Source organism: Tunturibacter psychrotolerans (genome assembly GCF_040359615.1).
In the GTDB taxonomy this organism is placed as follows: Bacteria; Acidobacteriota; Terriglobia; order Terriglobales; family Acidobacteriaceae; genus Edaphobacter; species Edaphobacter psychrotolerans.
In genome coordinates, this window is the sequence record NZ_CP132942.1 from 2,846,729 (window position 1) to 2,861,192 (window position 14,464).

General features: G+C 57.1%; 6 protein-coding genes. 4 read left to right on the top strand and 2 right to left on the bottom strand.

Annotated elements, in window-relative coordinates; genetic code table 11:
* The first annotated feature begins 330 nt into the window (after positions 1-330).
* On the top strand, positions 331-1,293 hold the full coding sequence (locus RBB77_RS11795; protein ID WP_353061952.1) for a rhodanese-like domain-containing protein: 963 nt from the start codon (positions 331-333) through the stop codon (positions 1,291-1,293).
* 286 nt (positions 1,294-1,579) lie between these two features.
* Here the strand turns inward: RBB77_RS11795 and RBB77_RS11800 are convergent, their stop codons facing one another.
* Together RBB77_RS11800 and RBB77_RS11805 are read right to left on the bottom strand one after the other, a co-directional pair.
* A complete protein-coding gene (locus RBB77_RS11800) occupies positions 1,580-2,194 on the bottom strand; it encodes a response regulator transcription factor (RefSeq protein ID WP_353061953.1) in 615 nt (204 codons plus the stop codon).
* Between the two features lie 21 nt (positions 2,195-2,215).
* Positions 2,216-5,266, bottom strand: coding sequence for a sensor histidine kinase (locus tag RBB77_RS11805; protein ID WP_353061954.1), 3,051 nt, complete (start codon positions 5,264-5,266; stop codon positions 2,216-2,218).
* Between the two features lie 216 nt (positions 5,267-5,482).
* Between RBB77_RS11805 and RBB77_RS11810 the strand changes: the two genes are divergently transcribed.
* The 3 genes from RBB77_RS11810 to RBB77_RS11820 all read left to right on the top strand — a co-directional run bounded on the left by RBB77_RS11810 (position 5,483) and on the right by RBB77_RS11820 (position 14,064).
* Entirely contained in the window at positions 5,483-9,034 is a 3,552-nt protein-coding gene (locus tag RBB77_RS11810) for an Ig-like domain repeat protein (RefSeq protein ID WP_353061955.1), read from the top strand.
* Between the two features lie 53 nt (positions 9,035-9,087).
* Complete coding sequence (locus RBB77_RS11815; RefSeq protein ID WP_353061956.1) at positions 9,088-11,499, top strand: choice-of-anchor tandem repeat GloVer-containing protein; 2,412 nt, start codon at positions 9,088-9,090, stop codon at positions 11,497-11,499.
* A gap of 81 nt (positions 11,500-11,580) precedes the next feature.
* Positions 11,581-14,064 (top strand): choice-of-anchor tandem repeat GloVer-containing protein, encoded by a 2,484-nt coding sequence (locus RBB77_RS11820; protein ID WP_353061957.1) that lies wholly within the window; start codon positions 11,581-11,583, stop codon positions 14,062-14,064.
* Positions 14,065-14,464 lie beyond the last annotated feature (400 nt).

Here is a 14,464-nt window from a genome sequence, read left to right on the forward strand (position 1 = left end):
GAGGGCTTTCTAGCAAGCGCTCTTGTCTCTGAAAGGCAGTGTAAGGCCTTAACGAACCTCGCGTGCCAAGGCTTGAAGGAAGTGCCTGCTCATAGAAAGTCGACTGAAACATTGACCCAATTCTTCAAGCCATGCTAGCGTCGGAGTATGGCGTTTCCTCTACTTCATTGTTGTCGCTGCGACCAGCCCTTCGTTGGGTGAGCTGCGACACTTTTAGAGACTTCTAAAGCGCCTTCTCCAAAGCTCATCCCAGACTTATCGTTGGTTCGGAAGTATCCGTCTGCAATGGCGCCCCTGCGTTTTGAGACGGTTCAGCTCTGGAGATGTCCCATGCACCTCGCAACAGAAGAAATACTAGTACGCGACGCCAGCAACACAGGTATGTCGGCGGAAAGCCAATCCGGCGCGGTAGCAAAAACTCCCGAAGAGCTCGCCGACATCGTCTCGCGGTTCGCGTCGTCGGATGGATGGTTGGATAGGGTACGGCTGCGCGCCCAACATCGCTGGTACGAGCGGTTGTATCACGGGCCGAACTATGACATCTGGGTCATAAGCTGGATGCCCGGTCAATCAACCGGGTTCCACGATCATGGTGACTCTGCGGGAGCCTTCGTCGTAACGACCGGTGTTCTTGAAGAGAATCGTCCCGATCAGCATCCCTTTGCGATACCTCCGGGCAATCCGCGCGCCTTCGGACGAGACTACACACACGACGTCCGAAATGCCTCCCGTGCGCCAGCCATAAGCATTCACGCATATTCGCCTCCGCTCAGTGAGATGAACGAGTACGAGCTGGATGGCAGTCAACTGGTACCACGTGAACAGTCGTCGGAGCGATCAGCGAGACTTGATCAAGAGTGGCGAGCGCAGAGTCCGAACCTCTCAAACCATATCGGGGCCTTGAGCATCGAGCAGACGCTGGCAGCGGCACGTGCCCGGCTGCGACGGCTATCTCCGGCGGAAGCCTATGGGGCAGTGGTCAAAACGGCGGCGACACTCGTTGATATTCGTCCCGAAGGTCAACGTGCGATTGAGGGGAGTATCCCGGGCGCGTTGATTGTTGAGCGCAATGTACTTGAGTGGCGTTTCGACCCGGCTTCTAGCGCGCGGCTGCCGCTCGCAACCGATCATGATCTAAACGTGATCGTGCTCTGTTCCGAAGGCTACACCTCAAGCCTCGCGGCCGCGGCTTTGCAGGATCTCGGTCTCTGGCGAGCGACAGACGTGGTTGGTGGTTTTAATGCGTGGCGCGCGACAGGTCTGCCGATTTCGCCACCGACCTCGGCCTCCTAGATTGCGCGCGTGCGTTCTGACGCGAAGCCGGTAGACACGATCCATCCCATGCAAGATCCCTAAGCGCTGTGGCTGGGGCTTCCGGATTCGAGGAGCGAGATGAAGTATTCATTTCCGTTGTGGCCGATTCACCCGCGCGTCTACAATCAAAGCCAATCTTTGGATAAGATGTGTACCGCTGCGGCACGAGCGCGCTGGTCGGCTCCTCGCTGCTGTTCTCAGGTAACACTCTCGCGAGTGTAATGAGATCTCCGAGTCGTCTGTCGCCTTCGTTTTCGTGCAACGGTTAGATATCGAATAAGCCGCGCTGAATGGAGATGGTGACTGCGTGGGTGCGGTCGTTCGCTTGCAGCTTTGCCATGATATTTTTCAAATAGCCCTTCACGGTATGCTCCGAGATATACATATCCGCGGCGATGAGCTTGTTGGATAGACCGCGTGAGGCGAGACGCAGAACTTCAAGCTCTCGCACCGTTAGCTCTGCCTCTCCGCTGGAGCCGAAAAGTTTTGATGCGATCTCATCGGGGATGCACCGCTGCCCTTCGTGTACAAGGCGAATGGTCTTGACAAGTTCGGAGCCAAGCATTTCCTTCAACAGATACCCGGAGACTCCGGCACGGAAGGCTCTCATGGCGTGAAAGTCACCACCTGCTGTGGTTAGTACAATGATGCGTGCCGCCGGAAACTCTGCGCGTACCTTGGATATCGTCTCCAAACCGCCCATATTCGGCATACGCATGTCCACTAGCATGATGTCGGGCCTGTGCAAACGAAACTGAAGGATCGCTTGTTGACCGTCGACAGCTTCCCCGACCACGGTCATGTCTGGCTCGGTACTAATTTCAGCCGAAATCCCCTTGCGCATCATAGGGTGATCGTCGACTACAAGGACTCTAATCATTCAATTTTCCTCGATACAGTGTCAAAACTTCAGCAGGTCAAGGTATGACGTTCGTTTGCGCGGCAAGTTCTCAGCCAGGTAGATCACGGCGGCTGGTACGAGCAACTCCACAGCCGTGCCACCTGACAGAATTCTTCGTATTTCGATGCGTGCACCAAGCTGCCTTGCTCGCTCTCGCATACCGATCATTCCCAGGTGACCCTCACGGTGGCCTTGTCGAAATATCTCGGCTGGGATGCCGGTGCCGTCGTCGCGGACGATAACACGCAGGTGGGACCTGCTGAAGGCGAGGAGAACTTCGATGCGCGAAGCTCCGCTATGACGAATCGCATTGGCCAGCGCCTCGCGTGCTATCTTGATTGCTTCTCTGCCGGCGTCGGCGGCCAGTTCTCTGGGGCGCCCCTCTATCTCAAACGTGAGGCTTGCAGTCGTGTTCGGCTGCAGATCTTCCACCATCTGCTGGAACGTTGTATGGTGAGGCATTTCGCGTGATGGTTCGGATCGGAGCTCAAGCAATAGTTCGCGCCCTTCTCTCATCACCAGCTCAGACTGCTTGAGTGCGCTCTCATAGGATTGGCGGGCAGGGTCATCTTGCGGCAGTTGCTTGGTGGCCGTGTAGAACCGGAGTAGCAACACCTGGATGGATTGGAAGAACGTGTCATGCAGGTCTTGAGCGATGCTCTCTCGCTCGCGTAGCCGTTCCAAGAGTCTGCTGCGTACCTGATTGGTTGCATAACGTAGCCGCAGCTTATGAAGCAAACTGAGAAGCGTAGCCGTTATCGCAGCCAATAACGCGGCAAAATACCTACTCTGCCGAAAGGTCGGAGGAAGGTAAAACGGCGTCATCGCGGAAATAGGACTCCAGATGCCATCGTTATTGCTGGCCATCACGCGAAATGTGTAGTGGCCAGGAGGAATCTTGGAATAGAACGCCTGTCGACGGATGCCCGCGTCCTGCCAGCTCTTATCAAAACCCTCTAACATATAGCGGAAGTGCACGCGCTGCGGGATCAGGAGACTTGACGCAGTGTAGTCGAAGCGAAGGTTCTGTATGCCCTTGTCTAGTGTTATGCCTGAAGGAGCAAGATACTCATGACCGTCGGCGACTAGTTCATCGACGACGGCCGTCGGTGCAATCGTATTGCTGGCAATGTGTGCAGGGTCGATCCATGTCAGTTCGTGGCGGGCTGCGAAATAGATGCGTCCATCTTTTGTGGCAATCGCAGTGGGCAGCGGCCTGAGTTGCACAGGAGTTCCTGTAAGGCCGTCGAGGTAGTTGTACAGGCGCACAGTGACCCGATGCCGCGGATCGGCGAGAGCCTGCGCAATCTCGTCGCGCGAGATGAAAATTACGCCGGAAGCCTGGTTCAACCAAAGGTTCCCGTCCGCGGACTCGACGATACCGTTGACACCTCTGATAGATTCTTCGCTGCAACTGAGGATGGAATGAATCGTACCGTTGCGGTAGTAGGATAGGCCCTCAGTCCCGCCCAGCCACACGTGGTCTCCACGCTCAGCGATGGCTAGAATGTTGCCCGCAGTGACGCCATCATGTGGCCCAAGAGTCCTTGTCGTGTCGCCTGTCACAATCGCGACGTTGTTGTGGACGAAGCCCTGCCAGATGTGTCCTTCGTGGTCGCGCATGATACTGAGCACTGCAAAGTGCTCTGCGTCCGGCGCTTTGAATTTGGTCCATTTATCGCCGTCGAGCTTGAAGGTGCCGTGCCCGAGAATACTCGCCCACAAGACTCCCTTCGAGTCCGTGGTCATGGTCTGAATCTCCAGAGGCAGCCCGTTCACGTCCTCGGGCATGGGAATCTTTGTAAATCGGCTTCCCACCATATGCCATAGCTGACTCGTCACGCCGAGCCAGACGTCAGCACCGCCTTCGGCATAGATGCTCGTGATGCCTTCTGGACTATGAGGAATCGGTACGAGCTTGTTGTCTCGAAGGCGAAACAGCGAGGGGCCGCGGACATTCTTGACGCCAACGAGTAGCCCGTCCTCATCCTGTGCGAGCGAGATACCATTGGTTCCCAGTGGCATCGCTACAGAGGACAGTGCAGCCGGACGAAACTGATCGAGTCCCTTTTCGGTCGCGACCCACATACTACCTTCGCGATCGCGGATGACTTGAATGCTCACATCAGCGGTGAGCCCATCTTTTGCCGCAAAGTTTTCCAACAATCCGCGGCTCACCGGCACGCTGGGTGAGGGAAGTGGTGCGGGAAGGCGGAAAACCCCCGACTGGTCAGACGCCATCCAGAAACTTCCGTCACGGGCCTGTGCAGCGAAACCCGGTGAGAAATCCACATGGGTTGGGTACAGCGACCAACTGCCATCGTGCACCCGAACAAGCTCAACGAGATCGTATTCACCGGCAAGCCAGATTCGGTCCGGTCTGTCGGCCAAGAGGCCCCAAAACTTGCCTTCTATATGAGTGTCGTGGAACGAATGCTCTCCTGCCGGCAGATACTGTAGTGTTTTGCCGTTGTAAGCCCAAAGCGTTCCTGATGCATCAAGAAATGGGCGAAATACAGAACGTCCGTGAAACCCCCACTCAGGACCCATTTGTTGCCATTGGTTGTGGACAAAGCGTGCCATGCCTTGCCCGGTCGAGGTCCAGAGTGTTCCGTCTTTGAGTTCGAGGAAGCCCGTAGAAGACGACGCAAAGATGCCTGCGGCGGGGTAATTAGTGATCTTGCCGTCCCTGATGAAGCTGATGCCGCCGAACTGGTACCCGAGCCAGAGGCCGCCTGTGCCGGGAGCGAACAGCGCAATGATATTTTCAGAAAGAAGCGCAACGCCTTCGGCTGGTCTGAATTTGGTGAATTGCACGCCGTCGAAGCGGTAAAGCCCTGAGTTCGTCGCGATCCATAGAAATCCGTCGGTCGACTGCGCGATCCGCCAGATGCCGACCGGAGCGCCATCACGTACGGTCCAGGTGGAGTGATAAAGCTGCCGGATATCCTCTGTGGCCGAGGTACGCGCCGAATCGGCAAGCAGCTGAGTGCTCAGAACCGCAGCGACAATACCTAGCAGCAGCTGGAGAGCCCTTCGCAAACCAATCACTGGAACCCCTCAAAAGAGGGTGCTGCAGAGATCCTAATGAGGGCTAGGCAAATTTTCATGGGAGATTTATCAATTCTACAGGGTTTCTATTTCCTCCGACCCGCCTAACAGACAACACCTCTACGCAGCACCACATCCGGCGCTCGCTTCGTCGCGGCCACGCGACGGTTCACGCAATAAAGCACTGAAAGTCAACGCTTTGAGGTCATGGAAGTTATGAAGAAAGCCGTAGTCGCCGCTCTTCTCGTATTTGCCAGCTATACCTGGGCCGCCACCGTGCCAGGTTCGGTCTCCGCAACCGCTCGCGTCACCAGCCAGGTCGATGAGCGCGTCTTGGTGACGCTGGTAGGTAATACCCACCGCGCAGCGCGTGACGCGGCGAATGACAGAGGTGCGGTCGAGGCCAACTTTGCAATGCCGCACATGCTGTTGCAGTTGAAACGCTCGCCTGAGCAGGAGGCGGCGCTGCAAAAAGTCATGGAGCAGATGCAGACTCCAGGAAGTGCGTCGTATCACTCCTGGATGTCCGAACAGGAGTTCGACGAACAGTACGGTGTCAACCGAGGTGATCTCACCAAGGTCACGACCTGGCTTCAGGGGCACGGATTCACGATCGGGGGCATCACGCCGGACGGGATGGTGGTGGACTTCTCCGGCACAGCGTCCATGGTCCGCGAGGCCTTCCACACCGACATTCACAGGCTGCAGTTGCCCAACGGCGAGAAACACGTTGCCAACATGTCTGATCCGCAGATTCCGGCCTCGCTCGCGAGTGTGATCGTCGGTCCCACCTCGCTCAGCAACTTTATGCCGCACACCGATCACGTTGCACGCAGCAAAGCGGCGGTGGTAGAGAGTCGAAAAGCAGCGGGCGCGGTGGCCTTCGGGCCAGACTATACGGCCCCCGAAGGCGATAGCACCTACTATCTGTTCACACCTGGTGATGGACAGACGATCTATAACACCACACCCCTGCTGGCTGCAGGTCACACGGGCAAGGGACAGACCATCGGCCTCATCGAAGATGAAACCGCATACGATCCGGACGGAACAGGCGTTTCCCCGGACTGGAAGACTTTTGTAAATACCTTCGGATTAGCAAAGTATGGCGGAAAGCAGACAACCTCATTTCCCAAGGGTCCGATCTTCTGCGGTCAGCCAGGAGACTACAGCGACGGTACCGACATTGAGGTCGCTCTCGACATCGAATACGCCACAGCTATGGCGCCTGGAGCGAATGTCGTAGTCGAGGCATGCCAGGATGGTTACAGCACCTTCGGCGGCTTGATTGCACTTGAAAATCTCGTCTCCGCGGATCAGATCACCGCACCGGTGCTGAGCATGAGCTACGGCTTCTGCGAGGCGGGTAACGGCGCCGCAAATAACGCTGCATTCTCCTACGCCTATCAACATGGGGCCGCCCGTGGCGTATCCATCTTTGTGTCGAGCGGTGACGACGGCGCGCGCTCATGCGATGACGGAAACACAGTCTCCTATTACGGGGCGGGCACAAGCGGCTTCGCGACCACTCCATACAACGTTGCTGTAGGCGGGACCGACTTCGGCGATACCTATGACCACAGCAGAGCGACCTACTGGAACGCAACCAATAACTCGGACTACTCGTCGGCAAAGAGCTATATTCCTGAGATCCCGTGGAATGACACTTGTGCAAGCCAGTTGATCTCGAGCTATTTAGGCTTCGGAACGACCTACGGCCCAAGCGGTTTTTGCGCAAGCCCGCTGGCGGCAACGCTTTCGCCTCAGAACACACTCGAATACATCGACGTGGTGGCAGGCAGTGGAGGCCCCAGCAGCTGCTTTAGCGGTACGCCCGACATCGGCGGTGTAGCCGATGGAAGCTGCGCGGGTCAGCCCAAACCTTCGTGGCAGAAGGTCTTCGGCAACCCGAATGATACCGTGCGCGATATACCGGATGTGTCGCTCTTCGCCTCAAACGGTATATGGGGGCACTACATCGTGATCTGCGCGTCGAATCCTGTAGAGGCTCAATACGGCACAGCGCCCTGCACTGGCACGCCCGATACCTGGACCGGCGAGGGGGGAACCTCAGCTTCTTCTCCGATGATGGCGGGGATTCAAACTCTGATCAACGACTACACGAAGGAGCTTGCAGGTAACCCGAACTACCTCTACTACTCACTGGCAAACACTGAGTACGGATCTGCAGGGAGTGCTGCTTGCAACTCGACGAAAGGTACAAACGGCACGAGCGGCTGTATCTTTCACGACATCACACGTGGCGATATAGACACGCCCTGCAGCTACTTCGATGCGACCACCGACCTTGGCTTCAACTGCTTCGACATCGCCAACGATACCAACATCAACTCTCCGCAAGGCTATCCGATCGGGGTGGGCTCGGTATCAAATACCTCCTTCAAGCCGACCTACGGCACCAATGTTGGTTGGGATTTCTCGACCGGCATCGGTTCGGTCAATGCCTGGAACCTGGCGCAGGGTTTCGCGCACGCCTACGGCAGTGCATCGCCCTTCAAGGCGACCGTAACGCTTACCTCAAGCGTCGCCTCCTATGTCTTCGGACATGGACCCGCGAGCATTACTTACAAGGCAACAGTCAGCGGATCGGGCACCTACCCCACGGGTACAGTGACTTTCGCGCTCGGGGGCACTACGCTCGGGGCGGCGACCCTCGAGCCGACTGGCGGATGTTCGTCCGGCGGAAGCTGCACCGAAGTAGCGAGCTACACGTACGTGCCGGGCACGCTAGCTGTAGGAGCTTACTCAATTTCGGCGACCTACTCGTCCACCAATGAGAACTATGCGTCAGCCACTAAGCAGACGACCCTCCAAGTAATCAAGGCTGGCACGGTAGTCGACGCGACCGCGTTGACCGTGTCACCCACGACATTGGCAGCAGGTTCTTCCAAGGTTACTTTTGCTGCAAAGGTCTCGAGTGCAACAGGTACGCCCGATGGTACGGTCACCTTCACATCAAGTGGGGTTTCGAAGGGAACCTGCACGCTCGCCAAGGGAGCATGCTCGATCAGCCTAGCAACTGCCGCGTATGCGGCGGGCACTTACTCAGTGGTTGCTGTGTACAGCGGTTCCGCCACCTATGAGTCTTCGGTTTCGGCGACGGAACAACTGATCATCACTAAGGCGGCAACCGCCACTGTTTCGAGCGGTACAAGCTCCGTAGAAGCGGGCGGCACGGTCACTCTAGTTGCAAATGTGGCCCGTCCTGCAGGCTACACAGGCGTCCCAACAGGAACGGTGCACTTCTACTCCAGCACTCTGTTGCAAAGCGCACAGGGTGTAGCGACGCTAGACAGTACGGGCAAGGCCGTCTACGAGCAAGTGCTAACCGGTGTTCCTGCGGGAACCTACAGCGTAGTCGCCAAGTATGCAGGAGATGGTTCGGATGCCGCCTCCAATTCTTCGACGCTCACTGTAATTGTGACCAAGGCGCTGACGGAGGTAACCCTCACCTCCAGCGCTAATCCAGTCGCCGAAGGCTCTCCGGTATCTATCACGGCGGTCGTCACACACGCTTGCTGCTCGACAGTGCCTCCGTCAGGTACGGTCGCGTTCCTCCTTGGTACCAAGTCACTCGGAACTCTTAGCCTGAGCTCCGGCAGCGCAGTGCTCTCCGTAAAGACCGCTGGCCTTACACCGGGAACTTACAGTGTGGTCGCGAACTACAGCGGCGACGCCACCAACCAGCCGTCTACAAGGACCTTCACCCTCACTATCGCCGCACCCGCTACCGCCGCGACGCGATAAGGATGAGTGATTAAAACATCGGCATTACCGCAGTATCTCGGGGGTTTCGAAAGATGATTCGTCGACTGATCCAAGCCACTACCGCCGCCACCATCATGGCCGCATCTGCCTTGCCTGCCGCGGCGCTGCAGAGCAAGCCGGAAGCATTCTCCTCTGCCTACACCCAGCCTGCCATCGTGGATGTCTTCAGCTTTGAAGGAGCCTATCACTGCGGTGGAAGCTGCGCGCCGGACGGCGAAGGCTCTTCCAACAGCCTCATGCTCGCCAGCGACGGGAACTTCTACGGCGCGACCGTGTCGGGCGGAACGCTGATGAACGGAGTCTTGTTCAAGCTGACTCCCGATGGCACCTACACCGACATCCATAACTTCGGGTTTACGCCCGACGGCGCGACCGTAGTCACCTCGCTCATGGAAGCCTTCGATGGAAACCTGTACGGAGTAACTGATTCGGGGGGCGCTAATTATCGCGGCACGATCTTCCAGTACAACCTCTCCACGGGAGTTTTCACAACGGTCTACAACTTTGTCGTCGGTGGCGGCTCCTACAGTCAACTGATCGATGATGGTAAAGGCCATCTGTATGGAAGCACCTCAGACGACGGACTGTACGGCCTTGGGAATATCTTCTCGTGGAACTACAAGACCAACTCCTATACCGATATCTACGACTTCACCAATGGCGTCGATGGAAAGCTCCCCTGGGGCGGTATCCTCGTTGCGAGCGACGGCAGAATATACGGCACCTCGCGCTTCGGTGGCCCAACGGATCACACCGGTACAGGTTTCGGCGATGGCGTGGCCTGGTCTATGGACGTCCAGGGAACCGACTTCAAGGTGATCCATAACTTCGGTGCAAGTGCCACCGACGGGTATTCTCCGGTGCAGGGATTTGTCGAAGGCCCCGACCATGCGCTTTATAGCACCACTCTCTACGGGGGCAAGGACTGCTCGGCGAACAACAACAGCAACGGATGCGGCACGCTATATAAGGTCACGCCAAATGGAGCCGACCCCACCTACACGCAGGTCTACGCCTTTAGCCTCAGCGCCGGTCAGGGTGTGAATCCACAGCACGGTTCCCCGACACTTGGCGGTGACGGAAAACTCTACGTGGTCGGCCCGCAGGGAGGGCCTACTGATTACGGTCAGTTGATGGCTTTCACAACTGCAGGCGTTTATACCGACGTACATGACTTCGCCGTAGTCGGAGCCAGCGATACCTCCGGCATTCCCTCTGCCGCGGTGCTGGAGGACCAACTCGGCAACCTCTGGGGTGGCACCATCATTGGCGGCGAACACCAGAACGGTGACATCTTCAAGATCGAAGCCGGCATTGCTCCTGCTATAACGCTGACTGCAAGCACAACGACTTCAGACGTTGATCAGACGGTCAAGCTCACATGGGGCGTGACGAACGCCTTCAGTGATTCAGCGAAGATATGCTTCGCCTCGAGCTCTGATGGCAGCTTCGTCGGTCCGAAGTCGATCACCGGAAACATAACGGTTGAGCCGGCTAAGTCGGGAACGATCCTCTACGCACTCACCTGCGGCGGCTCGCAGACGGCAACTGCGACAGTAGACGTCTTGCCGAAGATTGTGACGACGACAACAATCACCTCTGCGCCAACGAGTCTGGTTTATGGACAGACGGGGGCGATTGACGTCTCGGTTGCAACTCCATCCGGAGAGGTTTCAGGCAATGTTGATCTCGTCTCTGGAGGGAAAACAATTGCTACAGCAGAAGTAACAAATGGTGTCGCGCACATCTCATTCGCGACCGCCAAGCTCACCGCGGCCAACTACAGTGTTCAGGCGAGTTACGAAGGAAATCAGAAGTATGCCGCTTCGATCTCAAAGGCTGCGAAGATCGCGGTTACGAAGGCCACGCCTGTCGTCAAATTCACTCTAACCCCCGCCAAGCTGGCTGATGGCGAGCCAGCCACTCTAATGGTCTCCGTGACCAACGGAGCTGGAACTCCGAGCGGCTCTGTCGTCTTCTCCATTGCAAACCAAACCATCACCAGCGCGGTGCTCAGCTCCGGTTCAGCTCTCGTCTCGATTGACACGAGCAAATATGCAGCCGGGACCTATGCAGTGACCGCTAAGTATGAAGGGGATGTCAACGACACGACAGCGTCTGCCGCGCAAACGATGACCATCGCCAAGGACAGCACCATCGCAACGCTGGGAATTGCATCGTCGGTCGTAGTGGGCAACCAGCTGGTAGCGAACATTGCTGTGACGAAGCCAAACATACCGGGTACCCCAACCGGTACGGTGCAGCTGCTGAGAAACGGACAGGTCGTCGCTAGCGCAACCTTATCCGGTGGTAAGGCGGTCATCAAGAGTTCAACCGTGGGAGTGTCTGCAGGAACGTATTCTTACAGCGCTGCCTACCTGGGGGATACGCAAAATGCGGCGTCGTCCTCCCCTCGCGAAACTGTCACCGTAACTACGAAATAAAACCTGGGCAAACGCGGGCGCAAAGTAACGCACAGCGACCGCGTTTTCCTTTCCAGAAGATGACAGGGGATGGTGAAACGTATGAAGCAGGTTCCGGTCCTAGTACTCGCCCTAATTGCAGCGGCTCTGCCGTCTGCCGCTCAATCGAACCAGGCAGTCAAAGAGAAGCTCGCGGAGGGTGTGGCCGGTCTTATCCCGGGCGCGCGCCATCTCGCACCTCCGGCAAACATGCCGGTTAAGCCTCAAGCGGCAGTAGCAAACACTCCTACGCTGCAGATTTCGAGCGGGGTCAGTCCTGCAGTGCTCCATACTTTTAACGTACCCACGAGCCTGGACGGCCAAGGTCCAGATGGGCCTGTCATGTTCGCCAGCGACGGCAAGCTATACAGCACCACGACGGCAGGCGGGAAAAATGGCTGTGGCACCATCTTTAGCTTCGATCCGGCGACGCAGGTCTACGTTACGCTTTACAGTTTGGACTGCGACAAGGATGGGACTGTTCCGGTAAGCGGGTTGATTCAAGCCGCAGACGGTTACCTGTACGGAACAACAATCGGATTCGGTCCCGCTGCGACCGAAGTTCCAGGCGGAGGCATCTTTCGTTACAACATCTCCACCGGGGTCTTTACGTCTCTCTATCGCTTTCAGCACGGCGGAACGCCGTATGGTGACATGATCGACGACGGCCACGGAACGCTCTACGGAACAACATTTTCCGATGGTGTCTACAAAGACGGCAGCGTTTGGAGCTGGAACTACACGAAGAACACCTTCAAGACGCTTTACTCATTCACGGGAGAGCAGGACGGCGCCGGTGTGACGGGCGGTCTCGTCCTTGCCAGCGACGGCCGCCTCTACGGGACCGCGGCTTACGGCGGAACGTTCGGATGGGGAACAGCGTTTGTGCTGAACATCGACGGCACCGGCTTCAAAGCCTTCTACAACTTCACAAATTTCTACTCGGCTCTGGATGGATCCTCTCCATCGGCAGACTTAGTGGAAGCCCAGGACGGAAACTTATACGGAACGTCATGCTGCGGCGGTGAGCTCAGTCTTCAGGGTGCATTCTTCCGAATCACACCGAACGGCGCGGAATCCACGTTGACCCCGCTTGCGGCTCTCGGCCAATCGGTTTACCCATATGTGTTTGTTGAGGGCGGCGATGTGGACCTTGGTCGTCCCTTGATCGCAGGTGACGGCTACATTTACCTCACGCCGTCGTATGGTGGCAGCAACCCCGGCGGCACAGCGCTCCAGATGGATACCTTCGGGAATGCAAACAGAATCTACAGCTTTGAAAACCCATACGACGATTTCGCCATCAGCCCGTACGGAGTGATGGAAGGGCAGGATGGCAACCTCTATGGAGCCACCTACTCGAGTGGGTTCGCCTCAGGAATTCTCTACGAGCTGAACACTGGTCTCCCACCCGCTATCACGTTGGCCGCGAGCACCTCCTCGGCTTACGTCGGTGTGCCACTCTCCCTCGCGTGGTCGGTAAACAATGCGTTTAGCAACAACGCGGCCGTATGCTTGGTCCGCAGCACTGACGGCACCTTCGGAGGGAACGGAGCCGCTGGACTACGTCCAATCGTTGGAAATGAGAGTGTTACTCCAGTAGGCAGCGGCAGCGTGACCTATTCGTTCACCTGCGGCGGAGTCGAATCAGCGACCACAACCGTCCAGGTGAACAAAGTGGCAACAGTCACCACTATCGAAAGCGCTCCGACTACGATTCAGCAAGGGCAGACAGCAAAGATATCTGTGGCGGTTGCCGCGCACGTCGGCACCAATCTCCCCGTAGGAAGCGTGAGTCTGATCGTCGGCAGTCAGACACTCTCAACCGCAACGCTCTCTAATGGAAAAGCAACGTTCTCGTTGCCAACCACCACCATAGCTCCGGGCGTCTACCAGGTGCACGTGACCTACGGCGGCTCCACTGCCTTCGTCAACTCAGTCTCCGCCAATGCCAAGTTGGATATCAAAGTCGTCCCAGCCATCACATTCCGGGCCAGTCCAACTACGACGACACAGGGTCTGGATTCGACCTTCAGTGTTTTGCTCGGCAAAACGGGAGCTCCGAGTCCGACCGGAACTGTAACGTTCAGCAGCCCTACTTATAAGTTTGGAAGCACATCTGTCAGCAGTGGCATGGCCAGCTTTGTCGCGAACTTCGGCAAGATTTCCGCCGGCACTTACGTGGTGACTGCCGCCTACAGCGGCGACAACTACAACGAGGCAATCAGCGCTACGCAGACCATCAAGATTACTAAGGCCACAACCACCACGAGCCTCACCGGGCCGACAACCATCAATGCGGGGTCATCCGGAAGCTATAAGATCTCCGTTGCCCGACCAAACCTGCCCGGCACCGCGACGGGGAAGGTGAGGCTGTTATTCGGCACGGCTTCCATCGGTTCTGCCGAACTCTCAGGGGGTGTGGCAACTCTTACGGTTCCGTCTACGGTAGTGAAAGCGGGAACGTATCAGGTCACTGCTCAATACTCCGGCGACGAGAACAATACGCCATCCAATTCTCTCCCCGTTGCGGTCACGGTTCGCTGACCACGGCGCGGTGTTGATTAGAGGTAGCGAAGCAGGGAATGGCTACCACGTCATTAGATAGCTATGCTAACTAGCGAAGGCTCATGGAGCATTAGGAACTCTCGTTGTGAATCGGACGGTCGCTCTCAACTTGCTCCGCACCACAACTAGTCGGCTGTGGTGCGGAGCAAGACGATTGAACTCATTTATTGAATGTTCAGGCTCCAATTCTGCGGCGCTTGGCCGTTTGCTGTATCGAGCCACATCCGCAGTCCCTGCGAACCTTTGGAAACGGCGGCGCTCAAACTTCCCGGAGTTATGAGTATGACCAGCATGACGGAGCACTAGACTTCCGTCTTCCCGTCGCGTGCAAAGACCAAAGCGTGCTGGTTGGGCTTATCGAGACCCTGCGGTCAAAAGC